The sequence below is a fragment of the Rhodococcus sp. IEGM 1351 genome (assembly GCF_030056875.1).
GTDB classification, from domain to species: domain Bacteria; phylum Actinomycetota; class Actinomycetes; order Mycobacteriales; family Mycobacteriaceae; genus Rhodococcus_F; species Rhodococcus_F opacus.
In genome coordinates, this window is record NZ_JASHKU010000024.1 from 81428 (window position 1) to 106664 (window position 25237).

Consider the following 25237-nt stretch of genomic DNA (forward strand, 5'->3'; position numbering starts at 1 on the left):
GCGCACCCTCACACGGCGAGATGCCGAGCGAGATAGGCGGCGGTGGCGGAGTCGGCAGTCTCGGCAACGACCGTCGGTGGTCCCGAGGCGATGATCCGGCCGCCGTTGTCTCCCCCGCCGGGCCCGAGATCGATCATCCAGTCCGCCGAGGCAATGACCGGCATGTCGTGTTCGACGAGTACGACGGTATTTCCCGCCGCGACGAGCCGTCGCAACACCACCATGAGGCGATCGACGTCGGCAGGGTGCAATCCGGTGGTCGGTTCGTCGAGTACGTAGAGCGTGTGCCCGGATCGGAGGCGCTGCAGTTCGCTGGCGAGTTTGACGCGTTGCGCCTCCCCGCCGGACAGGGTGGTGGCGGATTGGCCGAGCCGCAGATATCCGAGACCGACTTCGACGAGCATGTCAAGGCTTTTCGCCGCCGCCGGGACGTGACTCAGGAATGCACGGGCGTCGTCGACCGTCATCGCGAGGACGTCGGCGATCGTCCGGCCGTCGACGAGGACCTCGAGGGTCTCCGCGTTGTATCGTGCGCCCGCGCAGGCCGGGCACGGTGCGGAGGCCTCGGGCAGAAACAGCATGCCGATGGTGATCGAACCGGCTCCCTCGCATTCCTCGCAACGGCCGCCACTGACATTGAATGAGAATCGGCCCGGACTGTATCCGCGTTCACGGGCAACGGGGTGTGCGGCGAAGAGTTTCCGGATCACATCGAAGAGGCCGGTGTAGGTCGCAAGATTCGAGCGCGGGGTCCGCCCGATCGGGGTCTGGTCCACGCGCACCAGCCGGTTGATGTGTCCGAGCCCGTGGGCGGCCACGACCGTCGGCTCGGTGTTCTTCTCGCGCTCCTCGGTCAGTACGACCGTGGAGTCGTCGGCGTCGTCTCCCCCGGTGTCGGCGCCGGGTTCGCTGTCGACGCCGAGGTGTTGGGCGACGACGTCGGTGAGAACCCGGCTCACGAGTGTGGATTTGCCCGATCCGGACACGCCGGTGACCGCGGTGAGCACCCCGAGCGGGATTCGCACGGTCAGATCCCGCAGGTTGTGCATCGTGATGCCGGCGAGTTCGATCCACCTGCTCGGCGGTCCGGGCTCGGGGTAACTCTCGGCGGTTCCGAAAAGGTATCGGCGAGTTATGGATTCGGGGACGTGCGCGAGACCGTCCACCTCACCGCTGTAGAGTACCCGCCCGCCGTGCTCCCCGGCTCCGGGACCGACGTCGACGATCCAATCTGCCGCGCGGACGACGTCGAGGTTGTGTTCGATGACGAAGACGGAGTTACCTGCCGCGCGTAGCCGCCGCACGGCGGTGACCAGTGCCTCGGTGTCGGCGGGATGCAGGCCTGCGGACGGTTCGTCGAGGACGTACAACACTCCGAACAGACCCGATTGCAGCTGGGTGGCCAGCCGCAGGCGCTGAAGTTCGCCCGGCGAGAGGGTGGTGGTCGAACGGGCGAGACTCAGGTATCCCAGCCCGAGCTCCGTCAGACCCGCGAGGCGGCCGCGAAGGTTGTCTACCAGCGCCGCGGATGCTCGTTCGGTAGCGTCGCTTGCGGCGGAATCGCGGGATACGACGACGGCGTCGAGGACCGAGGCCAGATCGGCCAGTGACAGTTCCGTGGCGTCGGCTATGTCGAGGCCGGCGAACCGGACGGCCAGCGCCTCGGGGCGCAGCCGTTTGCCGTTGCAGGCACTGCAGGGCCGGGACACCAGATATCGGGCGACCTTCGCCCGCTGGGTTGCGCTCTTCGTCGTCGCGTAGGTGTGCAGAACGTAGGTGCGGGCGCTCGAGAACGTTCCCTGGTAGTCGCGCACCATCTTGCCCGGGTCGCGCACGGGTGACACCGTGACCGTGGGTTGTTCCTCGGTCGTGAGGATCCACTCACGCTGGTCTTCCGGGAGCTCGGACCAGGGGCGGTCCACGTCGATACCGAGTGTGTCGAGGATGTCGCGGTAGTTCTTGCCCAGCCAGGCGCCGGGCCATGCGGCGACGGCACCGCCGCGGATACTTCGGCTCGGGTCCGGCACCAGGGCATCGATGTCGACGTCGTGAGTGCGTCCGAGTCCGTGGCAGGCTGGGCATCCGCCTTCGGGTGTGTTGGGCGAGAACGCGTTCGAGTCGAGGACGGGGGCACCCGGCGGGTAGGTACCGACTCGGGAGAACAGCATCCGCAGCACGTTCGAGATATGGGTGAGGGTGCCGACCGACGATCGGGCGGAGGTGTGACCGCGGGCCTGCTGCAAGGCAACCGCCGGTGGAAGCCCGGTGATGTCCCCAACCCTGGGCGCTCCGATCTGATCCATCAGCCTGCGTGCGTACGGGGTGACGGACTCGAGGAACCGCCGTTGCGCTTCGGCGTAAATGGTGCCGAAGGCCAACGACGACTTGCCCGATCCCGAGACTCCGGTGAACGCGACGATGCAGTCCCGGGGAATGACCACATCGACGTGGGCGAGGTTGTGTTCGCTGGCGTCGAACACTGCGATGCCGTTGAGGTCCTGGGCACGTGGCGCTGCAGCCTGCGGTGCGGGATCGAAGGTGGGCACAACTGCTCCCGGTGTCGGTTCGTGCTCGGACAGGTTACGTCCCAGTCTTACTCGAGGGGTGGAACCATGTGTACTGGCGACGTTCTTTCGGCGAGAGTCCGCCCCGGATTCCGGCCCGACCAATGCCATCAGCTCACCTGTGCCAACTTGATCGCCGCGGCCTCGATGGTGTCTTCGGAGAGCAGGACCCCGAGGGCGGCATCGCCGAGCGGGATGAAACTGTCCTCACTGGCTACTCGCGCGAGACGGCCGGTGAAACCTTCGTCGATCAGGGCGGTGACGACTCCCTCCGCGACGCCCCCGGAAGATCGGGTTTCGTCGACGACGAGCACCCGTCCGGTGGCGTTCGCCTCTCGGAGGATGTCGTGCACGGGTAGCGGTGCGAGCCACCGCATGTCCACCACACGCGCGGCGATGTGTGCCTTCTCGAGCCGGCGCGCGACCCGCAGACTCATGTACACCCCGTTGCCGAACGTGACGATCGTCAGGTCGGTGCCGTCACCGTACGTGCGGGCGGAGCCGATCGGCACGTGATTCTCGGCCCGCTTCACCGGATCCGGATACGCGGCCAGCCACTGCTCGTCACCGTCCTCGTACAGATCCCGGGTGTGATACAGCGCAATGGGTTCCAGATACACACACACCGCCCCCGCGGTGCGCGCGGCCGCCGCGCACGTGTGCATCATGGCCGCGGCGTCGTCGGGGCGAGCCGGGGAGGCCACGACGATGCCGGGGATGTCACGCAACGCGGCGACGGCGTTGTCGTTGTGGAAATGCCCGCCGAACCCCTTCTGATACCCGTACCCCGCGACCCGCACCACCATCGGATTGCGGTACTGACGGTCGGAGAAGAACTGCAACGTCGCACCTTCCCCGCGGATCTGATCGGCGGCATTGTGCAGATACGCCAGGTACTGGATCTCCGGGATCGGCAGCAGTCCGGACACCCCCGCGCCCAGCGCGAGTCCCAGGATCGCCTGCTCGTCGAGGAGCGTGTCGAACACGCGCGCCGACCCGGCCTTCTTCATCAAACCCCGCGTCACCCCGTAGACCCCGCCCTTGCGGGCGACGTCCTCACCGAACACCAGCGACTCGGGATACTCGATGAGAACATCGAGCAGGGCGCGGTTGATCGAGAGGGCGAGAGTCAGTAGGCCCTCGTCTTCGGGCAGTGGGCTGCCGACGATCTGGGCTCGGCGGGCCGGGTAGGTCCGTCGTGGTTCGGCGGCCATCGCCTCGTCGAGTCCCTCGGTCAGTGGCCGCATCACTGCGGCGGGACTGTCGAGCTGCGGCAGCTCGCTGACTTCCTGCGCGAGCGCGGCTACCTCGGCGCGCTTGTCGTCGTAGAGCGCGAGGATGTCGTTGGGGCTCAGGTGCCCTCGCTCGATCAGCAGCTTCGCCGTGCACAGCACCGGATCCCGGTCGAAGTCTGCGGTGATCTCGGTCGTGGTGCGATAGGCGGCTTCGAAGTCGGAGCCGGCGTGGCCCATCAACCGCACGGTGCGCAGGTGCAGGAACGCCGGCTTGCGGTGCCTGCGAACCCAGTCGGCGGCATGCTTCGCGGTGGCGTAGGCCATCGGGAGGTCGGATCCATCGACCGTGAAGTACTCGAGACCCTCACGGTTGCCGAAGTTCGCGGAGATCCACCCCTTCGGCGTCCTGGTGCTGATGCCGATCCCGTTGTCTTCGCAGACGAACAACAGCGGAAGCGGAAGTCCCTGGAAGGCCGAGTGGATGGCGGTGTTGATCGCGCCGATCGCGGTCGAGTGATTCGCCGAGGCGTCGCCGAAACTGCATACCGCGATCGCGTCCTCGGGCCACGCGGAGAGCACGTTCAGTTTGGCGGCGCGGGCGATGGAGAAGGCGACGCCGACCGCGCGGGGCAGGTGAGATGCGATCGTCGAGGTCTGGGGAATGATATTGAGGTCGTGGCGGCCGAACACCTTGTGCCGGCCGCCGGACATCGGTTCCTCGGTGGCGGCGACGACGCCGAGAAGCACATCGCGCAGCGGGTTGCTGCCCCGGACCTGCCGGGCGCGTTGGAGGAAGAACGCACCGGAACGGTAGTGCAGCAGCGCCGGGTCGGTGGGTCGGAGGGCTCCCGCGACGACGGCGTTGCCTTCGTGCCCGGACGAGCCGATCGTGTAGAAGCCCTTGCCATTCGAGCGAAGCCGTCGGGCAACCAGATCCAGGTGCCGACTGCCCAATTGAGAATCGAACAGGTCCAGGGTTTGCTGCACGAACAGGCTCGACGCTGTCTCGACGGGCTGGTCGTGATCGCTCGCTCCCGGACGTGTCATATCGGCCATCGCGGCGACGGTGGTGGTGAAGTGATCATCGATCTGTTCGGCCATGAGTCCGGCTCCTGAGGGGCAGGTGATCGTCGTCTGCTGGGCGGTGCAACGGGTGGGGTCAGACGATGTTTGTCTCGCCTGCGCCGATACCGGCCTGCGCGAAACGGTCCAGGGTGAACGAGCTGATGTCGTATCCGGGCTCTTTGCTGTGGTAGAGGTCGCGCACGATCTCGCCGGTCGCCGGTCCCATCAGGAAGCCGTGGCCGGAGTAGCCGGTGGCGATGAGCAGGCCCTCGACCTCGGTGGAGCGGTCGATGATCTGGTTGCGGTCGGGGGTGACCTCGTAGAGGCCGGCCCAACCGGTGCTGATGCCGTAGTCCAGTACGGCCGGCACCCGGGTCTCGGCGATGGCGCCCAGTCCCATCAGCCAGTCCTCGAGTTCGAACTTGAGGTTGAACCCTTCGCGCTCGTTCGGGTCGGACCAGCCTAGAAGCAGGCCTTTGCCTTCCGGGTGGAAGTAGAAGTTCGACGGGAAGTCGATGGTCAGCGACGGCGAGGATTCGGGCAACTCGGAGAGCGGCTCGGTGAAGGCGATCTGTCGGCGGACGGGAACGACGGGGATGTTCACCCCGAGCATGTTGCCGATGCCGGCCGACCAGGCTCCGGCGGCGCAGACCACGGTGTCGGTCTTGATGCGTCCGTGTTCGGTCACGACTGCGGTAATGGTGCCGCCGGTGCTCTCGATGTCGGTGACCGCGCAGTGGCGGACGATGCGGGCGCCGTGTCGACGGGCAGCGGCGGCGTATCCCATCACGACCGATTCGGGGGTGGCCTTGCCGTCCTGGGGTGACCAGGAGGCGGCGAGGAGGCCGTCTGTGCTGATGAGCGGCGAGATCTTCTGTGCTTCTTCGGGGGTGACCATGCGGCTCGGAACGCCGTGGCGGTTCTGCAGTGCGACGCTTTCGGTGAAGATGTCGACGTTGGCCTGGTCCGAGAGGAGATAGAGGTAGCCGTCGCGGCTGAAGTCGATCTCCTGGTGGTACTCCTGCGCGAATCGCGAATACACGTCGAGGCCGCGCAGACCGATCGCGATGTTGGCTTCGTTGCTGAAGGAGGCGCGAACACCGCCGGCGGCCTTGCACGTCGACCCGCAGGCCAACTCGTCCTTTTCCAGGAGGACGACATCGGAGACCCCGGATTCGGCGAGGTGGAACGCAATGCTGGCGCCGATGACGCCGCCGCCGATCACGACGACGGACGCCTGTTCGGGGAGTTCCTTGCTCATGTCGTCCTCTTCTTTCCTTCGAGAGTAGTGATGTAATGCCCTACCGGTTTCGGGGACACCCGACGAACGACCAGGTCGATGCATTTGCCTGAATGAATGGGGCGCGCCCGCTGACCGGAGTGGGTCACACAGTTGCGCGTGGTTGGTGCCGAACCTTCTAGAACGTGGCGGTTTGCGGGGCACGCCCGCGGAGCACCATGGCTTCGCGCACGCGCTCCTGGGCGGTGGTGCGGGCCACCTCGTGGGTGGTCCGCCCCTGCACCTTCGACGCGTCGAGGGTGTCGATGGTGCTGGCGCGCAGCTTGTTGGAGATGTTGTCGAACACGGCAGCCGGTTCGGGACGGATTCCGGAGTAGCGAGCGTCCATCGCCACGGCTGCGGCAACCACACCGCCGGCGTTGGCGATGAAATCCGGAACCACGGTCACGCCGCGGTCGAACAGCACCGACTGTGCTTCGGGGTTGCTCGGCAGGTTCGCGCCTTCGACAACGATCTTGGCCGGCAACGTCCGGGCGAGATCGACGTCGATGACGTCCTGCAACGCTGCCGGGATCAGGACGTCCGCGGTCACCGAGAGTTCTTCCCCAGCAGCGAGAGGCTTCGCGTCGGAGTACTGGTCGACGAGACCGTCACCGTACTGATCACGCAGGTCGAGCAAGGTGGCGACGTCGAGCCCGTCCGGGTTGTGGAGGCCACCCTGCGAGGTGGACACAGCGACGACGGTGGCCCCGAGTTCGGCGAGGCGCTTCGCGCTCGCCGCTCCGACCGCTCCGAAGCCCTGGATGGACACGCTCAGCGAACCGGTGGACAGGCCGAGGGTCTGCGCGGCGGCGTCCGCCGACTCCGCGACACCGTGGCCGGTGACCCCGAGCTGGTCGTACGGGAGCCCGCCGAGCGCGTGAGGGGTGCCCACCGCGCCGCCGCGACCGTCGACCTCGTCGAGCATGATCGCGGCGTCCTTCTCGGTCAATCCCACGTCGAGCCCGAAGACGTACTCCTCGGGGACCTCGTTGCGCAGTGCCCGGACGAAGGCACGCAGCACCGCTTCCTTGGAGGAGGCAGTCGGGTCGGCCCAGATACCGGCCTTGGCGCCGCCGTAGAAGAGGTCGACCCCCGCCCATTTCCAGGTCATGTTGCGGGCCAGCCTGGCGACCTCGCCGACACTGACCGTGGTGGACATGCGGGTGCCGCCCTTGCCCATTCCGCGGGCAGTGTTGTCGATGACCAGAACGCCGCGCATGCCGGTGCGTGCGTCGGAGACACACACGACCTTCTCCGGGCCCCATTCGTCGATCAATTCGAACATCGTCGTTGCTCCTCGTGCGATTCGAAAGCGGGGATGTCAGCCGAAGTTGACGCCCTGAGCCAGGGGCAGCTCGCGGGAGTAGTTGATGGTGTTGGTTGCCCGGCGCATGTAGGCGCGCCAAGCATCCGAGCCGGATTCGCGGCCGCCGCCGGTGGTCTTCTCGCCGCCGAATGCGCCGCCGATCTCGGCGCCGGATGTGCCGATGTTGACGTTGACGATGCCGCAGTCCGAACCGTCGGCGGCGATGAACCGCTCGGCCTCACGCTGGTCGGTGGTGAAGATCGACGACGACAGGCCCTGCGGGACGTCGTTGTGCAGGGCGATCGCCTCCTCGAACGTGTTGTAGGTCAGCACGTAGAGGATCGGGGCGAAGGTTTCGTCCTTGACGATCTCGCTCTGGGCCGGCATCCGCACGATCGCCGGCTCGACGTAGTACGAGTCTTCGCTGCTCGGGCGGCGTTTTCCGCCGACGAGGATCTCGCCGCCTTGCGCGACCGCCTTGTCGAGGGCCGCGGTCATGTTGGCGTGGGACTTGCCGTCGATCAGCGGGCCCACGAGGGTGCCGTCGGCGAACGGGTCACCGATCGGGAGGCGGCCGTAGACCTGGGAGATCCGGTCGATCAGCGCGTCGGCGATGTCCTGGTGGACGATGATGCGGCGCATCGAGGTGCAGCGCTGGCCGGCGGTTCCGGCAGCGGCGAAAACGATTCCGCGGGTAGCGATGTCGAGGTCCGCCGACGGTGTGACGATCGCAGCGTTGTTTCCGCCGAGCTCGAGGATGGCGCGGCCGAAGCGGGCGGCGACGCGGGGAGCGATCTGCTCACCCATCCGCTCGGAACCGGTGGCGCTGATCAACGGCACCTTCGGGCTGTCGATCAGGGCCTGGGTGTCGGCGGCACTCGCCGAGACGAGGACATTCAGGTTGGCCGGGGCGCCGGATTCTTCTGCGGCACGGTCGAACAGCGCCGAGCATGCGGCGGCGGTGAGGGTGGTCAACTGAGCCGGCTTCCAGACCACCGAATCCCCGCAGACGATGGCAAGAGCCAGGTTCCAGGACCACACCGCGGCCGGGAAGTTGAACGCCGAGACGACACCGACGACACCGAGCGGGTGCCAGGTCTCCATCAGTCGGTGTCCGGGACGCTCCGAGGGCATGGTGCGGCCGTCGAGCTGCCGGGACAGACCGACCGCGAAGTCGCAGATGTCGATCATCTCCTGGACCTCGCCAAGGGCCTCCGAGCGGATCTTGCCGACCTCGATGCTGATCAGGTTGGCGACGTCTTCCTTGTGCTCGGTGAGCAGTTCACCGAGGCGTTTGATCAGGAATCCGCGGACCGGGCCGGGAACGGTGCGCCACTGCAGAAACGCCTCGTGGGCGGCATCGATCGCGGCCTCGACGTCGGCGGCGCCGGCGGCGGGATAGTCGAACAGGCGCTCCCCCGTGACCGGGGTGCGGGTGGTGATGGTGTTCTCGACCCCAGCGGTGTCGAGTACGGCCGGGTCGACCCCACATCGCTGCAGGCTGGTGCGTGCGAGCGTGCGCAGTTCGTCGGTGGTGGGCAGGGCGATGGTCTCGGCGACAGCGGTGCTCATTTACTTGACTCCTTGGGTAGCGATGGGTGCCGGTTCTTCGATGGGTCCGCAAATTTCCAATTGGTTGGCAACGTGATCGAGGGATGCGCGGCGGATCCCGTCGTAGAGCGTGTACGGGTCGTGCAGTGGGCGGCCCAGAACTCCTTCCATCCAGGCGGCGTCGATATCGGTCGTCGACTGTGTGGTGTCCTTGTGTCCGTCCGAGGTCAGGTTGGACTGGAAGATCCCGGCCGCGGATCTCGGCAGGAAATCCTCGTAGACGATCGGCTCCGGGCGGACCCAGCCCTGATCGATCAGATCCTGGAGTGATCGCCCGGGCACCGTGCCGTTGCGCTGCTTGTCGGTGTCGACCCGGTAGGTGAAGTACGCCAGATCGTGCAGGGCAAGCCCCTGCTCGGTGGCGGGCACCTGCTGGTTCCACAGCTCGGCGGCGATCTCGTTGCGTACCTCGGCCGACACCGGAGCGGTCGCGGCCGCCTCTCGGACCGCCTGCTCGACCTCGACGGTCAATCGGTCGTAGACCTCGCGGCCGCGGACGGTGGCGGCGATACCGCGGGCCTCCACCTCACCGAAACGCACCCGCAGTGAACCCTTCTCGACGCTGCCGTCGGGTTCGCGGAACACCCGCGGTTCGGCGAGAGCCCGGAACGAGGTCTGCCGCAGCAGCAGATCCGGACCGGCCCACCGCGGCGGACCCTGGATCGTGTCGATCATGTCGATCCGGCGACGCTCCATGCGGGCGTAGAGATCGTCGATGTCGAGCACGCGAGGGGTCAGGTGGTTGATGTGTGTGCTGGTGACGCCACCGATATCGGCGGCCACCGAGGAGACCTGCTCGAGTTCGCGGTACCAGGCGCGGTCGACGGCCTCGGTGGACAGCTTGAATGCCGCGGTGGCCAACGTCAGGAACATCTCGGCGTCACCGGAATTCAGCCCCCGGTACTCGGTCGCCCGGTCGGCGAGGACCAGCAGTTCGGTGGTGAACAGCCTGCGCTTGGCGAGGAAGCTTTCCAGGCGTTGCTGCAGATCGGCGCTGAAGAAGCGGCGATCCGAGGGCACCAGCATGGAGGTGAACACCCGGAAGGGGTTGCGCGCCAGTTCGTCCGGGTCCGTCGGACGGAAAGCCGTCGAGACGACCGGAACCGAACTGGCAGCGGCCTCGCGCAGGTCGTAGAACCCGACCGGGTACATGCCCATGGCCGCGAACACGCGGGCGACCTGGGCCATCTCCTGCGGGGTGCCCACTCGGATGGCCCCGTGACGTTCGGCAGTGACCCGGGCGATGGAACCCAGACGTTCTGCGCCCGCACCGAGATCCGACAGCACGGTGTCGTTGACGGCCTGCGATACCTCGAGCAACGTGGTGTATGCGGGAACTTCCTTCCCGTACAGATGCGAGAGACGGCGAGCGAACTCGGCGCGCAGTTCCCACTGCTGGGTGATCGGCATGGCGTGCAACTCCAGGGTCGATGAGGATCGGGTGAGATCGCGATCGTGGTCGCCGGCCGGCTACGAAGAGCTCCGACGTGTCCGACGTTTCGTTCCGCACGTTCATCGTGGTCCGCGGAAATGAATAGCACCAGCGAAGAAAGTTTGCCACCACCGTTTAGAATCTCTATATGAATTTGAGCTTGGCGCACCTCGTGGCACTCCGAGAGCTGGCCCGGCGTGGAACGATGGTCGCGGTCGCCGAGGAACTCGGGTACACCGCGGGCGCCGTATCGCAGCAGATCGCAGCCTTGGAGAAAGCCGTCGGCTCCCGGCTCGTCACCAAGGTGGGTCGCAACGTCGTGCTCACCGATTCCGGGACCGTTCTGGCCGAGCACGCGGTGAAGATCTTGAGCGCGGAACAGCGGGCCCTCGACGCGCTGCGCGCGGTGCACGACGACGTCGCTGCGCCTCTTCTTCTCGGCACCTTCGGCAGTACCGCTGCGGCGTTGTTGCCACCGGTGGTGGCCGCAGCGCAGCGCAAGTACCCGCATCTCGCCCTGAGCAGCCGTGAACTCGACGTCGACGAGGCCGCCACCGCGGTCCAACGCGGTCAGGTCGACGTCGCCTTCGGGCTGGACTACCCCAATTCACCGATGCCCCGCACACCGGATATCGAGATGATCACCCTGCGCAGCGAGCGATTCGGACTCGCCGTCTCCTCCGGCGCCTACGGCATCCGCACCGAAGGCACCATCGATCTGCGCGAGGCCGCGGAGTGGAACTGGATCCTGCCGCCCGCGGAAACCCAGTTCGGCCGCGCTGTTCGTATCGCCTGCCGCCAGGAGGGTTTCGAGCCGATCGTGCGGCACGAAATCGTCGACACCGCCGTGTCTCTGGCGCTGGCCGGAAAGGGGTTGGGGGCGGCGCCGGTCACCGACCTGATGATGAGGCTCAACAGTTCGGTGCCGATCATCCGCGTCGACCTGGAGCAGGAGATCGGTCGGCGAATCGTCCTCATACGCCTCGCCGGCTCGGATACCAGGCCTACGGTGCGGGCCGTCACCGACATCGTGCGCGCCGCGGTCGACCCGGCGGCGGCCGAGTAGATCTGATCGCCTGATCGGAGAAACAGCAGTCAGGCCTGCTCGCCGTTGCGCCCCTCTTCGGTGCCGAGATGCTCGAAGATGAAGCGCCCGAGGGTGAGGCCGACATGCAACTCGAGGCGCTGCGCACCCACCGAAAGATCGAGGCCGGTGATTTCCTCGATCTTCGCGAGGCGGTAGTACAGGGTCTGGCGGTGAATGCCGAGTACACCGGCCGTGGCGCCGGTGTCACCCGCCTGGTCCAGGTAGGTCCGCGCGGTGACGAGCAGGTCGATGTTGCGGTGGTCGAGCAGGGCCCGCACGGACGGGGTGAGGACTGCATCGGCGAGGACGCTGGTGGGTCCGCAGGAGGACAGCCGGTAGATGCCGAGTTCTTCCCAGTAGGCGATCGGTCCCATCGATTCGTCGTGCCGGGCGACCCGGACGCCGAGTTTGGCCTGCTGCCAGCTTCGGCGCGCAGATCGCAACCCCTGATACGAACCCCCCACACCGACCAGAGCGCCGGCACCCGCGCCGCTTTCGGCAATGGACCGAACGGGGTCGACGGCGCCGTCGCCGGCGGGAACCATGACCGCGGTCAGCGATCCGATCGGTGCCAGCAGGGTGCGGGTGCCGGGGGCGGGCAGGAGACCGTCGACGGCCAGCACGGTCAACGCACTGCCGTCCGGGAAGAGTCCGGAGTCTTCGATGCGAGTAATCGCACGGGCGAAAGCCTTTCGGTCACCCTCGAGGAGGTCTGCGACGGCGACCGCCATATCGTCCCGGCCCCGGGAGGTGTGTGCGAGTTGTGCGCCTGCCTGCCCGGCCAGGGACATCGCGGCGGTGAGATCGCCGTCGGACACGGCGCCGTTCTCATCCGGAAGGACGAACAGATATCCGTACGCCGTGCCTGCGTAGCGGGCCGGAAGGCAGATCCGCGACGACGCCTCGATGTCTGGATTCTCTGGCGTAATTACTGGGCGCGTGGTATCCGCAATCCCGAAACTTTCGTACCACGCACGCGCCTCCGGCGGGCAACTGCGGGCGAGGATCGACTGCACCCGATCTTTGTCGACGTCCGGCGACTGGGTGCTGTAGGCGATCAGCGAAAAGGCCCGGTCAACCAGGACCACCGATGACGACAGGCGTTCGGCCACCTCGGTGACCACTTCATCGAGATTCACTCCACCATCTCCGTGAACAGCGTATTTCGTGAGCGATAACTATGGCGATCATTCCGAGTCGGCCATACAAGTGTCTGACTGTCGGGGCGGAAAGTTCTGACACCTGTCCCTAGCATGCTACGTGATCGGCCGTTACGTTGATCACACACGAACGGAAGTCCGCCATCTGGCTGGGCCCTGGACGGCATTTCCGTCCTCGGCCCGTCACGGTATCTCGGCGTCCGATCGCGCCTGCGACCACCGGGGCACAGCTCGCGCTTTCGATCTCGTGTCCGACTCGACCTTTGGAGCGTTTGATGTCCACTCTCGAACAACCGCCCGAGACGTTGCAGAAGTCTCTGAAACAACGACACCTCACCATGATCGCGATCGGAGGTGTCATCGGCGCAGGCCTCTTCGTGGGATCGAGCGCCCTGCTGCACACCTCCGGGCCCGCAGCATTCGTGTCCTACGCGATCACCGGTGTCGTCATCGTCCTCGTGATGCGCATGCTCGGCGAAATGGCCACCACCAACCCGTCGACCGGATCGTTCGCCGGCTATGCACGCAAGGCCTTCGGGGGGTGGGCAGGCTTCACCACCGGCTGGCTGTACTGGTTCTTCTGGGTCGTCGCGGTCGGCGCCGAAGCCGTCATCGGCGGCAAATTGCTGCAACGCTGGATCGACCTGCCCTCCTGGGTGATGGCGGTCGTCCTGTTGCTGGCCATGGTCGCCACGAACCTCCGCTCGGTCCGCAACTTCGGCGAGTTCGAGTACTGGTTCGCAGGCATCAAGGTCGCCGCGATCCTGCTGTTCCTCGGCCTCGGTGCCGCCTACGTCTTCGGGCTGTGGCCCAGCCATTCCGCCGACTTCTCCAACCTCACCGATCACGGCGGCTTCACCCCCAACGGTTGGACCGTCATCCTCTCCGGCGTCGTCGTCGCCGTCTTCTCCATGGTCGGCCCCGAAATCGCCACCATCGCCGCAGCCGAATCCGCCGAACCGGAGAAGGCCGTCGCCAAGGCCACCAATTCCGTGATCGCCCGCATCGGGTTCTTCTACATCGGCTCCGTGCTGCTGCTCGCCATCATCGTGCCCTGGACCGACGTCAAGGTTGGCCAGTCGCCGTTCGTCGACGCCCTCACCCACATGGGCATCCCCGGCGGACCCGACATCATGAACGCTGTGGTGCTCGTCGCCGTACTCTCCTGCCTGAACTCCGGCCTCTACACCTCCTCGCGGATGCTCTTCACCCTCGCGCACAAAGGCGATGCGCCACAGAGCATCGCAAAGCTGGACAAGCACGGCGTTCCCCGCAACTCGCTGCTCCTTGCGACCCTCGTCGGCTTCGCCTGCATCGGCCTCGACTACCTCTCCCCCGAAACCGTCTTCGCCTTCCTGCTCAACGCCTCCGGCGCCACCATCCTGATGGTCTACCTCATGATCGCGATGTCGCAGATCAAACTGCGCGGCCTGATGACCCGAGAAGAAGTCGCCCGACTCCGCCTGAAGATGTGGCTGTTCCCCTACCTGTCCATCCTCGCCGCCGGCGGCATCCTCGCCGTGCTGGTGTCGATGTTCTACGTCGAATCGTCGCGCTCGCAGATCTCCCTGAGCGTCGGAGCCCTTGTCGCGACGTTGATCGCCTACCGGCTTCGCCGTCGCATCAACCCCCAGCGTCCGCTCGCGGACAACATCTCCGTTCCCGCTCCTGGGCCGATCACCAGGCCCGCCTCGAAGTAGCACCCGGGGTGGCGGCGAGTGAGACCCACGGTCTCCCGCCGTCACCCCCTTTGTTTGTGTGCACGCCCGAGAGGGGTGCTCCCGCACATGGTGTGCTGGAGCACCCCTCTCGACGTTTCCGATCCGAGGGACCACCGATGGTCAGTCCCGTCGACGCACAGCATCGGCGTCGAGCTGAGCGGCGAGCAACTGCGCCAAGTGGTCACCGCGACGATCGGTCAGATCCGACAACTGGGTCCGGCAGGAGTAGCCGTCGGCCAGGATCGTCGTGTCCGCATCGGCCCCCACCACGGCGGGCAGCAATTGCTGTTCGGCGACAGCCACCGACACCTCGTAATGCCCCTTCTCCACGCCGAAGTTGCCGGCCAACCCGCAGCATCCGCCCAGTCGCTGAACCTGCGCACCGGCCTTCTCGAGAAGCTGCGCGTCCGGACTCCACCCCATCACCGAATGATGATGGCAGTGCGGCTGCGCGACAACGGACTTGCCTTGGAGAGACGGCGGTTCCCACCCTCGGTCCGTCAACAGTTCCGCGAGGGTGCGAGTTGCCTCGGCGACCGGTTCGGCCGCCGACGTACCCAGCAGTTCCGCGGCGTCCGAGCGCAACACACCCGTGCAGGACGGCTCCATTCCGACGATCGGAATTCCGGCCGCGGCACTACCGGACAGTGCGTCCACGGTGCGGCCGAGGATCTTCTTCGCCGCGGTGAGCTGCCCGGTGGAGATCCAGGTGAGCCCGCAGCACTGCTGCGTGTCGGTCAGTTGCGGCCGGTAACCGGCGGCCTCGAGCACCTGTACCGTGGCGTGCCCGACTTCGGGGGTGAAGTAGTTGGTGAACGAATCCACGAACAGCAATACCGGGTCACCGGTAGTGGCACGGTCGTTTTCCGTGGTCTTGAACCAGGACCGGAACGTCTGCTTCGCGAACGGTGGGATGGTGCGGCGCTTGTCCACCCCGGCCGACGACAACGCCAGCGGTCCGATGCCGGGAACGCGCATCGTGGCGTTGACCAGACCGGGCGCGCGGCTGGCGATCTTCGCCCAGCGCGGGAGCCACCCCAGCGAGTAGTGCGAGGCGGGCCGGACGCGGCCCTTGTAGCTCTGGTGCAGCACTTCGGCTTTGAACGCGGCCATGTCGACACCGGTCGGGCAGTCCGAGGAGCACCCCTTGCAGGACAGACACAGGTCGAGGGCGTCGTGAACTTCGGGTGATCGCCAGCCACCCTCGATGCCGGTGCCGTTGATCATCTCCTGCAGCACGCGCGCGCGGCCGCGGGTGGAGTCCTTCTCCTCCCGGGTCGCCTGATACGACGGGCACATCACTCCCCCGGTGGCGGTGTTGTCGGCCCGGCATTTTCCGACGCCGGTGCAGCGGTGCACCGCCTGGGTGAAGTCGCCGTCGTCGTGGTGGTAGGCCAGGGCCAGGTTGCGGCGCAGGAGTGGGGCTGCGGGGATGCGCAGGTCCGCGTCGACCGGACGGGGGTCGACCACGACACCGGGGTTGAGGATGTTGTCGGGGTCGAAGGCGTGCTTGACGGCGGCGAAGAGATTCATTGCGTCCGGTGAGTACATCAGCGGTAAGAGTTCGCTGCGGGCGCGACCGTCCCCGTGCTCCCCGGACAGGGATCCGCCGTAGCCGGCGACGAGTGTGCTCGCCGAGACCAGGAAGTCGCGGAAGATGCCGCTGCCGCCGGGCTTGTCCAGCGGCCAATCTATGCGCACGTGCAGACATCCGTCACCGAAGTGCCCGTACGGCAGGCCGGTGACGTTGAATTCGTCCATCAGGGCGTCGAAGTCGCGTAGGTAGTCGCCGAGCATGGCCGGCGGTACTGCCGCGTCCTCCCAGCCCGCGTGTGCGGGCAGGCCGGCGGGACTGCGGCCGGCGAGTCCGGCACCATCGGCGCGGATCCGCCAGAGCTGGGCGGTACGGCCCGCGTCGGTGACCACGAGGCTGTCCACGGCTCCGCAGTCGCGTCCGACCTGCTGGGCCCTGGCGATCGTCTCGTCCAGGTCGTCGCCGACGACCTCGACGAACAACCAGGCCGCCCCGGTGGGCAACGGCGGAACCGCGTCCGGGCCGCGGCGCTCACGCACGACCTCGACGATCCGGGAATCGATACCCTCGCAGGCGGTCGGATCGAACTTCAGCACCAGCGGGGTCGCGTCGCCCGCCGACGCGATGTCGGCGTATCCCAGCACGACCAGGACACGGTGGGCGGGCTCGGACACCAAGCGGACTGTCGCACGAGTTGCCACCGCGAGGGTGCCCTCCGTGCCGACCAGCATGCGGGTCACGTCGAACCGATTCTCCGGCAGGAGGTGTTCGAGGGCGTATCCGGACACCTGACGGCCGAATTGCCCGAGTTCGGTACGAATGGTCGCCAAACCGGCGCGGGTGACCTGCTGCAATGCACTCAGTGCCGGGGAAGCCGTCACCTCGCCGGCCGAACCCAGGTGCAACGACTCCCCGGTTCCGGTCAGCACGTGCAAACCCGTCACATTGTCCGAGGTCCGGCCGTATCCGAGCGTGCGTGAACCGCAGGCATTGTTTCCGATCATGCCGCCGATGGTGCAGCGGGTGAACGTCGATGGGTCGGGCCCGAATCGCAGGCCGTGCGGTGCAACGGCCTGCTGCAGCACCGTCTGAATCGTCCCCGGCTCGACGGTGGCGGTCTGTGCGTCCCTGTCGATCGAGAGCACCCGGTTCATGTGTCGGCTGAAGTCGAGAATCAGTCCCGTCCCGACAGCGTTACCGGCAACGGACGTGCCGCCACCTCGCGAGGTCAGCGGCACGCCCTCTCGGCGGCACACCGCGAGGGCGGCAGCGACCTCGTCGGCATGGCGTGGCCGCGCGACGACCAGTGGCCGCACCCGGTACAGGGACGCATCGGACGAATAGGCAGCGCGGGTGGTGCCGTCGGAGAGAACATCGCTCACTCCCGAACTGCGCAGCTCAGCGGCCAGTGATTCAGCGGAGATCATTCGTAGCATGCTACAACCTCTAGCATGCTACGAACAGCCACGAGTTGTTACAGTGATCGGGTGGCAGACGAAGCGCTCGAACTCGAACCGCTCACCCCGTTCACGGGCCGACGGATGGAGCAGGCGATCGCGGCGGTACGGGCGGCCATCGACGACGGCCGCATGAAACCAGGAGTGAAGTACTCGGTCTACCAACTCGCCGAGGGCCTGGGCATCTCCCGAACCCCGGTGCGGGACGCTTTGCTGCGCCTGGAAGAAGTGGGACTCATCAAGTTCGAAGCACGCCAGGGCTTCCGCATACTCCTCCCCCGGCCGAAGGAGATCGCGGAGATCTTCGCAGTCCGGTTGGCCCTGGAACTTCCCGCGGTCCGCAAGGCCGCAACCGTGGCCGACCCCACGCTCTCGGACGCACTGCTCCGGCAACGACGCCTGATGCAGGACGCCGCCGCGGGCGGCGACGAACACGAATTCGCCCACCACGATCTCGGGCTTCACGACCTGATCCTCGACGCCGCCGACAACGCCCGCGCACGCGCGATCGTCAAGACCCTGCGTGAGACCACCCGGCTGCTCGGGGCCAACACCGCCGACAGGACCCGAACTCTCACCGACATCGACGACGAGCATGCGCCCATCATCGATGCCATCATCGCCGGGGACCCCGACGGAGCCGAAGCCGCCATGCGCGTTCACCTGGTCAACACCGGGAAACTCCTTGTCACCCAAGCTGTTCTCAGCGACGACTCAGGCCTCTCCGTCGACGAGATCTGGTCGGCCGTCATCGCCTGACCAACGCGTCAGCTCGGCGACGGCTTCTCCGGTGTCGTGCGCCGGCGCACGCCAAGTGCCAGCCAGGGACGGGACGCCGGGCAGGCACGACTCCCACCGCATCTCACGCGATGCCCGGTTGCTCCGGCGCGCCTTCGCCCGCGCCACCCGCCCGGGTGAATAACGAGACGCGGCGGTTGGTCTCGAGCACGGCAAGCTCGATTTCGTCGAACCGGCGGATGCCCTTCTGCCGGGCATCCGACATCAGGTCGTCCAACGACATTCGCTCGGTACCGCACCTCTTCGGAGCCAGGCGACGGCCGGTGTGCGAGCACGCTCCCGGACACCGTCGAGCACCGAATCCGGGACATGGGCGGTGGAGCTCATCGTCCCAACGTCTCACGAACTGGCGGTCCGCGAAGTCCTATCTGCGTGTGCTGCGACATCAATTCGATAACTACGCGACCGCACGGCACACGAGTCGTTGTTTGACTCACCTGCGGCACGGGTAGGCGGAACACGCAGCACCGTCAATGTTTCGGAGGGAGGAACACGAGATGGCACGCAAAGATTCGCAACCCCAGCTCAAAGACCAGGACATGTACGAGGAACTCCGCGAGAAGGGCGATTCCAAGGAGAAGGCGGCACGAATCTCCAACGCCGCGGCCAGTCGTGGTCGCAAGAACGTCGGAAAGTCGGGCGGGAAGTCGCCGTCATACGAGGACTGGACCGTCGACGAGCTCCAGAAACGTGCCAAAGAGCTGGGTTTGCACGGCTATTCGAAACTGAACAAGAAGGAGCTCATCGACGAGCTTCGCAATCACTAGCCCGGCGCCCGTTCTGCGAGGCCACACGGTCCTGCGTGATCGCGGCCTCGCCAGTTGCAACCAGGAGGACAGGAGAACAACGTGCTGCTCGATGGGATCAACCACATTGCCTGGATCTCCAAGGACGCCGCCCGGTTGGGCCGGTTCTACGCCGACGTGTTCGACGCCGACGTCGGACCCACACGCACCCACGGCGACGACGGCAAAGAAACGATGACCATCATCCGCATCGGCCCGCACACCGAGCTGAACATCTTCGTGATCGAAGGCAACACCGAACCCGAGCGCCAAACACCCATGTGGGGACGGGGACGCATCGATCATGTCGGCCTGCAGGCCGCCTCCCACGAGGCATTCGCCACGATTCGGCAACGCCTCATCGACGAGGCGGCCAGCGACGGAACCGTCAACGACTTCGGCGCCGTCCAGAGCATCTTCTTCCGCGACCCCGACGGACTCGAAGGGGAAGTACTGATCGCCAAGTCCTCCCGGTAACACCGCCGTGGACGGTCACCGGGAGCTCGATCCCTCATGCCGACGACCCGGATTCCGACCTCGACCGGTGCCGCCCGTCGTAACGTAGGACCTCCATCGACCTTCCAGTGACCGATGCGAGGAGTGCTGAAGATGTTCGATCTCCGACCCGCCGCCGACGTGATGGCCGCTCTCGTCGAGGCCGTGCACGACGACCAACTCACCGCACCGACACCGTGCCCGGAGCTCACGGTCGGTGAACTCCTCGACCACATCGACGGGCTGTCACTCGCGTTCACCGCCGCCGCGACGAAGACCCCGCCGGCCGGGGGCAGCCAACCGCCCTCCGCCGACGCCGCTCGCCTCGGCACCGACTGGCGCACCCGGATCCCGCAGCGTCTGGCCGCCCTGGCCGGAGCTTGGCGCGAGGAGCCGGCATGGCACGGGATGACCCAGGCAGGCGGACTCGACCTACCGGCCGACATCGCGGGCGCGGTCGCGGTGGACGAGATCGTCGTGCACGGCTGGGACCTCGCCGTCGCCACCGGCCAGAACTTCCACTGCACACCGGAACTACTCGGCGCCGCATACGAGTTCGCGAAGTCGTCGGCCGACCAGAACCCCCACGGCACACCTGGACTGTTCGGGCCACCGGTGACCGTTCCAGACTCCGCGCCACTGCTCGAACAACTGCTCGGCCTGACCGGCCGCGACCCACGGTGGGTGCCCGCCGCCACGTAGCAGTCCGCACTGTCCGCCGCGGACAAAGACCGGGGCGAACTCGAGCCCGGCGGAATATTTCGGACCGCACTCCCCCCGCATAGTGTCGTGGATCACACGGCAAAGCGAAGGGGATCGAAACAGTGTCCGACATCGGCTATTTCACCTGGGACCTCGCGACCGAGCACGGTGACGTTCCGTGCCTGCGCGACGACCACCTCGACCTCACGTACCGGCAGTTCGCCGATCGCGTGGATGCGTTCGCGGCACAACTGAGCGAACACGGGGTCGGCAAGGGTCACGTCGTCGCGGTGATGCTGCCGAACCGGGTGGAGCTGCTCGTCGTGCTGATGGCGGCCTGGCGGCTCGGCGCGGCCGCGACACCGGTCAATCCGACCTTCACCGCCGTGGAAGCGGAGTACCAGATCACCGACGCCGGCGCCGTCCTCGTCGTGAACGAGGGACCTGACGCCCCTACCGCCGGTCGTCCGTCGATCGCGGTCGACGAGATGGCCGCGTCTCAGCCTTCGGGGCCGACCCCAGGCCTCCGCCCGGCGGGAAGTGACGTCGCACTACTGATCTACACGTCGGGGTCGACGGGGCGCCCCAAGGGAGTCATGCTCACCCACGACAACCTGCAGTTCATGAGTTCTTCTCTGGCCGAGCACCTTTCACTGACCACCGATGACCACTGCCTACTCGTCCTGCCGCTGTTCCACGTCAACGCGATCTGTGTCAGCTTTCTCGCGCCGATGCTGGCGGGAGGGCAATTGAGCGTCACCGGACGGTTTTCCCCGGCCCGATTCTTCGACGACGTCGCCCGGCTGCGGCCGACCTACTTCTCCGCGGTCCCGACAATCTATGCACTGCTCGCGTCGCAACCCGAGGAGATTGTCACCGACACGTCCTCGTTGCGGTTCGCCGTCTGCGGCGCCGCGCCGATCTCCAAGGAACTACTCGACCGCGCCGAACAACGCTTCGGCCTGGTGATCGTCGAAGGGTACGGGCTCACCGAGGGCACCTGCGCATCGGCGTGCAACCCGCCTGCCGGCGTCCGGAAACTCGGCTCCGTGGGGCCCGCACTGCCGGGGCAGACCATCGCGATCATGGACGATTCCGGCGCTCTGCTCCCCCCTGGAGCGGTCGGCGAGGTCGTCGTCCGCGGCGCCAACGTGATGCACGGCTATCTGGGGCGTCCCGAGGAGACCGACCGGACGATTGTCGACGGATGGCTCCACACCGGCGACGTCGGCCGACTCGACGAGGACGGCTATCTCACCCTCGTCGACCGCATCAAGGACATGATCATCCGGGGCGGCGAGAACATCTACCCCAAGGAGATCGAGAACGCACTCGCCACTCACGACGGCGTACTCGAGGCGGCCGTGGTGGGAGCACCCCACGACGTGTACGGCGAGGTGCCCGTCGCCTACGTCGTCACCTACCCCGACAGTCCGGTCACCGAGGACCAACTCACCGAGCACCTGCGCGACCGGCTCACGAAAGTGAAACTGCCCGTAGCCATACACATCGTCGACGCCTTGCCGCGCAACCCCGTCGGCAAGATCGACAAGCCGGGACTGCGCAGCCGTCACCGCCCGCAACCCGCCGCCACGAGGGGATGAGCAACAGGCTCTCACCGCTCACCACAACACCCTGCCGCAACTCGGGACACCCCCGAGGCGATGACACCTACCCTCCACCCGCCCTATCCAGGAGCATCCGATGGGATTCAAAACCGGGAACTTCCCCGAAGTAGACCCCGCAACATTCCTCGACCGCCCCTTCTTCGACCGGATCCGAGCCATGTCGACCCACTGGGTCGACTACGGCTTCGGCACCCCGAAGATGGTGCACACCATCTACATTCTCAAGCTGCTCGTCCTGTACATCGCCGCCGGACTGTCGATCGCGACATTCACGTCCGGATACAACGTGCTCGACGTCGGCGCGTGGTGGAACGCACCCATCGTCTACCAGAAGCTCATCCTGTGGACGCTGCTCGTCGAAACCCTCGGCCTGGGCGGTTCCTGGGGTCCGCTCGCCGGCCACTTCAAACCGATGATGGGCGGCGCGCTGTTCTGGCTCCGGCCGGGAACCATTCGCCTGCCACCCTGGCCAGGGAAGGTGCCGCTGACATCAGGCGACACTCGCACGGTCTTCGACGTCCTCGTCTATGCCGCAATTTTGGTCAATATCGTCCTCGCGCTCGGATTTGCCGGGGTGCACACACCGTCTGTCGACGCGGCGTTGCCCGGCAACCACGGCCTGGTGAACCCCACGCTTCTGTTGCCGCTGATCGCGCTGCTGATCGTGATCGGGCTGCGTGACAAGGTCATTTTCATCGCCGCCCGCGGCGAGCAGTACTTCCCGGCCATTGTCTTCTTCGGTGTCCTTCCGTTCGTGGACATGATCGTCGCGCTGAAGCTGCTCATCGTGTCGGTGTGGGTCGGTGCCGGCATCTCGAAGCTCGGCCACCACTTCTCGATGGTCGTGCCGCCGATGCTGTCCAACACCCCCTGGTTGCCGTCGAAGACGATCAAGCGCGCCCACTACCGCAGCTTCCCGAACGACCTGCGGCCGTCCATCGTCGCCGGCGGCGTCGCCCACGTCCTGGGCACCGTCGTCGAGGTGGTCACTCCACTGGTGTTGCTGTTCACCACGAATGGCACCATCACCCTGCTCGCGGTTGCGTTGATGGTGGCGTTCCACCTGTTCATCCTGTCCACGTTCCCGCTCGCGGTCCCCCTCGAATGGAACCTGCTGTTCGCGTATGCGGCAGTATTCCTGTTCCTCGGTTTCCCGAACGCCGCCGGCTTCGGGCTGGGGGACATCTCCTCACCGCTGCTGCTCGCCGCGATCGTCGCCGCGCTGGTGTTCTTCCCCGTCCTCGGCAATCTGCGCCCCGACCTCGTGTCGTTCCTGCCCTCGATGCGGCAGTACGCAGGAAACTGGGCCTCGGCGACCTGGGCATTCGCACCGGGTGCGGAGGACAAGCTGGACGAGTTCATCACGCGGCCCAGTCAGAACACCCGCACCCAGTTGCTGGCGACGTATCCGCCCGAGGTAGCCGACGTCGTGATGCACCAGCTGCTCGGTTGGAGGTCGATGCACAGCCAGGGCCGCGCCCTGTTGTCGCTGATGAGTCGGCATCTCGGGGACGACATCGACACCTACTCCCTCCGGGAGGCCGAGTTCAGCTGCAACTCACTGGTGGCGTTCAACTTCGGTGACGGCCACTTGCACAACGAGCACCTCATAGCTGCCATTCAGCGGCGCTGCAACTTCGCGCCCGGAGAGTTCCTGATCGCGTGGATCGAATCGCAGCCCATCCACAAGGGCATTCAGGAGTACAAGGTGATCGACGCCGCCCTCGGTGTCATCGAGCGAGGCACCTACAAGGTGTCCGACGCCATCGCCGAACAGCCGTGGCTGCCGAACGGTCCCATCCCGTTCGATGTGCGGTGGACGTTGGACATCGACGCCGACCGGGCGATCACCGATCCCGGCTCGCTGTCGGAACCGAGGATGCGCAGCAAGCACGCCACCAATTCGTCCCTCCATGGTGACGAGGGCAGCGGAGTGCTGCGGTGACCACCGCAGTCGTGGTCGGCAGCGGGCCCAACGGGCTCGCCGCCGCGGTCCACCTCGCCCGGCACGGCGTCGACGTCCAGGTCCTCGAGGCCGCCGACACCATCGGCGGCGGCACCCGCTCCGGCGAACTCACCGTCCCCGGACTGCTGCACGACGAGTGCTCGGCGTTCCACCCGATGGGTGCCGGGTCGCCGTATCTGCAGACCCTCGACCTCGGCCGGTACGGGTTGACGTGGAAGTGGCCGGAGATCGACTGCGCCCACCCCCTCGACAGCGGGGAAGCCGGTCTTCTGCATCGCTCCATCGACGCGACGGCCGCCGGACTCGGCGAGGACGGCGCCCGCTGGCAGCGCATGTTCGGCGGACTCGCCGACGGATTCGACGACCTGGCTGCCGACCTCATGCGTCCGATCGCGAACGTGCCCCGGCACCCGCTGCGGCTCGCCAGCTTCGGACCCCGGGCCCTGCTGCCGGCCGCGGTGACGGCCCGCTGGTGGCGCACCGACAAGGCCCGCGCACTGTTCGGCGGTGCCGCCGCGCACGCCTACTACCGCCTCGACCGGCCCGCGACGTCCGCGGTCGGGATGATGATCGTCGCCGCCGGGCACCGCTACGGCTGGCCGGTCGCCGAGGGCGGATCGCAGTCGATCACCGGTGCACTGGCGGCCATGCTGACCGACTGGGGCGGGAAGATCTCCACCGGCGTCCGGGTGAACAGTGTCGCCGATATCCCCCCGGCGGACGTCGTCCTGCTCGACCTGGCACCGTCCGCCGCACTGCGTATCCTCGGTGAACGTGTCCCCGAACGAGTGGCACGGGCGTATCGCCGGTTCCGGCACGGGCCGGCGGCATTCAAGGTCGACTTCGCCGTCGAGGGCGGGGTGCCCTGGCGCAACCCGGACTGCGGCCGCGCCGGAACCGTCCACCTGGGTGGGAATTTCGCCGAGATCGCCGACGCCGAACGCGACGTCGTGACGGGGAAGATGCCGCAGCGGCCGTTCGTCCTCGTCGGACAGCAGTACCTCGCCGACCCCGGACGGTCGAAAGGAACCCTGCATCCGCTGTACGCGTACGCCCATGTCCCGCACGGCTACACGGGCGATGCGACGAAGGCGATCACCGCGCAGATCGAACGGTTCGCGCCCGGGTTCCGGGACCGGGTCGTCGCCACGGTCAGCAGTGGGCCCGTGAAGCTCGCCGAGTCGAACGCCAACTACATCGGCGGTGACATCATCGGCGGAGCCAACAGCGAAACCCAGGTGGTGCTGCGTCCGCGCATCGCCCTCGACCCGTACAGCACCGGGGTACCGGGAACCTATCTGTGCTCGGCGTCCACGCCGCCGGGAGCCGGCGCCCACGGGATGAGCGGATTCAACGCCGCCCTATCCGCACTGCGCCACCTGCGCAGACACGGCGGCGATGTGCTGTGA

Annotated in this window: 17 protein-coding genes and 1 pseudogene; 9 read left to right on the forward strand and 9 right to left on the reverse strand. The window is 66.8% G+C overall.

Features of this window, described 5'->3' with window-relative positions:
- Positions 1-8 precede the first annotated feature (8 nt).
- From QM806_RS32280 to hglS, 6 genes are all read right to left on the reverse strand, one after another.
- Positions 9-2546: an excinuclease ABC subunit UvrA gene (locus tag QM806_RS32280; protein ID WP_283294041.1), complete on the reverse strand. Its 2538-nt coding sequence runs from the start codon at positions 2544-2546 to the stop codon at positions 9-11.
- Between the two features lie 128 nt (positions 2547-2674).
- Positions 2675-4900, reverse strand: coding sequence for a thiamine pyrophosphate-dependent enzyme (locus QM806_RS32285; RefSeq protein WP_265146006.1), 2226 nt, complete (start codon positions 4898-4900; stop codon positions 2675-2677).
- 58 nt (positions 4901-4958) lie between these two features.
- Positions 4959-6125, reverse strand: coding sequence for an NAD(P)/FAD-dependent oxidoreductase (locus QM806_RS32290; RefSeq protein WP_182624874.1), 1167 nt, complete (start codon positions 6123-6125; stop codon positions 4959-4961).
- A gap of 157 nt (positions 6126-6282) precedes the next feature.
- Positions 6283-7431, reverse strand: a complete 1149-nt coding sequence (locus QM806_RS32295) for a Glu/Leu/Phe/Val family dehydrogenase (protein ID WP_265146007.1) — start codon at positions 7429-7431, stop codon at positions 6283-6285.
- A 36-nt stretch (positions 7432-7467) separates the two neighbouring features.
- Positions 7468-9024 (reverse strand): L-piperidine-6-carboxylate dehydrogenase, encoded by a 1557-nt coding sequence (gene amaB, locus QM806_RS32300; RefSeq protein ID WP_005571351.1) that lies wholly within the window; start codon positions 9022-9024, stop codon positions 7468-7470.
- Positions 9025-10473 carry a 2-oxoadipate dioxygenase/decarboxylase gene (hglS, locus tag QM806_RS32305; protein WP_005571352.1) on the reverse strand — a complete coding sequence of 483 codons (1449 nt, stop codon included), beginning with the start codon at positions 10471-10473 and terminating at the stop codon, positions 9025-9027.
- Between the two features lie 170 nt (positions 10474-10643).
- Here hglS and QM806_RS32310 point away from each other — a divergent pair, with 170 nt between their 5' ends.
- Positions 10644-11561, forward strand: coding sequence for a LysR family transcriptional regulator (locus QM806_RS32310; protein ID WP_120661096.1), 918 nt, complete (start codon positions 10644-10646; stop codon positions 11559-11561).
- 29 nt (positions 11562-11590) lie between these two features.
- On the opposite strand, the gene QM806_RS32315 is transcribed toward QM806_RS32310, so the two are convergent.
- Complete coding sequence (locus tag QM806_RS32315) at positions 11591-12721, reverse strand: PucR family transcriptional regulator (RefSeq protein WP_043792437.1); 1131 nt, start codon at positions 12719-12721, stop codon at positions 11591-11593.
- A gap of 296 nt (positions 12722-13017) precedes the next feature.
- On the opposite strand from QM806_RS32315, the gene QM806_RS32320 reads away from it, so the two are divergent.
- The gene (locus tag QM806_RS32320; RefSeq protein ID WP_005253123.1) at positions 13018-14442 is read left to right on the forward strand and encodes an amino acid permease; all 1425 of its coding nucleotides are present in this window, start codon (positions 13018-13020) and stop codon (positions 14440-14442) included.
- A gap of 141 nt (positions 14443-14583) precedes the next feature.
- Here the strand turns inward: QM806_RS32320 and QM806_RS32325 are convergent, their stop codons facing one another.
- Entirely contained in the window at positions 14584-17433 is a 2850-nt protein-coding gene (locus tag QM806_RS32325) for an FAD-binding and (Fe-S)-binding domain-containing protein (protein ID WP_283294045.1), read from the reverse strand.
- 51 nt (positions 17434-17484) lie between these two features.
- Between QM806_RS32325 and QM806_RS32330 the strand changes: the two genes are divergently transcribed.
- Positions 17485-18213: a GntR family transcriptional regulator gene (locus tag QM806_RS32330; RefSeq protein WP_054248752.1), complete on the forward strand. Its 729-nt coding sequence runs from the start codon at positions 17485-17487 to the stop codon at positions 18211-18213.
- A 103-nt stretch (positions 18214-18316) separates the two neighbouring features.
- Here QM806_RS32330 and QM806_RS32335 read toward each other — a convergent pair.
- Positions 18317-18493: pseudogene (locus QM806_RS32335) on the reverse strand (YetF domain-containing protein); the annotation flags it as partial.
- A gap of 256 nt (positions 18494-18749) precedes the next feature.
- Here QM806_RS32335 and QM806_RS32340 point away from each other — a divergent pair.
- The 6 genes from QM806_RS32340 to QM806_RS32365 all read left to right on the forward strand — a co-directional run bounded on the left by QM806_RS32340 (position 18750) and on the right by QM806_RS32365 (position 25237).
- A complete protein-coding gene (locus QM806_RS32340) occupies positions 18750-19019 on the forward strand; it encodes a DUF7218 family protein (RefSeq protein WP_005253118.1) in 270 nt (89 codons plus the stop codon).
- An 81-nt stretch (positions 19020-19100) separates the two neighbouring features.
- Positions 19101-19514, forward strand: coding sequence for a VOC family protein (locus QM806_RS32345; protein WP_005253117.1), 414 nt, complete (start codon positions 19101-19103; stop codon positions 19512-19514).
- A gap of 132 nt (positions 19515-19646) precedes the next feature.
- Positions 19647-20234, forward strand: a complete 588-nt coding sequence (locus tag QM806_RS32350; RefSeq protein WP_043787002.1) for a TIGR03086 family metal-binding protein — start codon at positions 19647-19649, stop codon at positions 20232-20234.
- 122 nt (positions 20235-20356) lie between these two features.
- Positions 20357-21838: a class I adenylate-forming enzyme family protein gene (locus tag QM806_RS32355; RefSeq protein ID WP_005560855.1), complete on the forward strand. Its 1482-nt coding sequence runs from the start codon at positions 20357-20359 to the stop codon at positions 21836-21838.
- 100 nt (positions 21839-21938) lie between these two features.
- Positions 21939-23807 (forward strand): DUF3556 domain-containing protein, encoded by a 1869-nt coding sequence (locus tag QM806_RS32360; RefSeq protein WP_054248750.1) that lies wholly within the window; start codon positions 21939-21941, stop codon positions 23805-23807.
- On the forward strand, positions 23804-25237 hold the full coding sequence (locus QM806_RS32365; protein ID WP_283294052.1) for a phytoene desaturase family protein: 1434 nt from the start codon (positions 23804-23806) through the stop codon (positions 25235-25237). The genes QM806_RS32360 and QM806_RS32365 overlap by 4 nt, the downstream gene beginning before the upstream one ends.

Excerpts from the sequence above, each read along its gene's own strand:
- QM806_RS32285 (WP_265146006.1), bottom strand. The coding sequence starts at position 4,900 with ATGGCCGAACAGATCGATGATCACTTCACCACCACCGTCGCCGCGATG.
- QM806_RS32290 (WP_182624874.1), bottom strand. The coding sequence starts at position 6,125 with ATGAGCAAGGAACTCCCCGAACAGGCGTCCGTCGTCGTGATCGGCGGC.
- QM806_RS32295 (WP_265146007.1), bottom strand. The coding sequence starts at position 7,431 with ATGTTCGAATTGATCGACGAATGGGGCCCGGAGAAGGTCGTGTGTGTC.
- amaB (WP_005571351.1), bottom strand. The coding sequence starts at position 9,024 with ATGAGCACCGCTGTCGCCGAGACCATCGCCCTGCCCACCACCGACGAA.
- hglS (WP_005571352.1), bottom strand. The coding sequence starts at position 10,473 with ATGCCGATCACCCAGCAGTGGGAACTGCGCGCCGAGTTCGCTCGCCGT.
- QM806_RS32310 (WP_120661096.1), top strand. The coding sequence starts at position 10,644 with ATGAATTTGAGCTTGGCGCACCTCGTGGCACTCCGAGAGCTGGCCCGG.
- QM806_RS32320 (WP_005253123.1), top strand. The coding sequence starts at position 13,018 with ATGTCCACTCTCGAACAACCGCCCGAGACGTTGCAGAAGTCTCTGAAA.
- QM806_RS32325 (WP_283294045.1), bottom strand. The coding sequence starts at position 17,433 with ATGCTACGAATGATCTCCGCTGAATCACTGGCCGCTGAGCTGCGCAGT.
- QM806_RS32340 (WP_005253118.1), top strand. The coding sequence starts at position 18,750 with ATGGCACGCAAAGATTCGCAACCCCAGCTCAAAGACCAGGACATGTAC.
- QM806_RS32350 (WP_043787002.1), top strand. The coding sequence starts at position 19,647 with ATGTTCGATCTCCGACCCGCCGCCGACGTGATGGCCGCTCTCGTCGAG.
- QM806_RS32360 (WP_054248750.1), top strand. The coding sequence starts at position 21,939 with ATGGGATTCAAAACCGGGAACTTCCCCGAAGTAGACCCCGCAACATTC.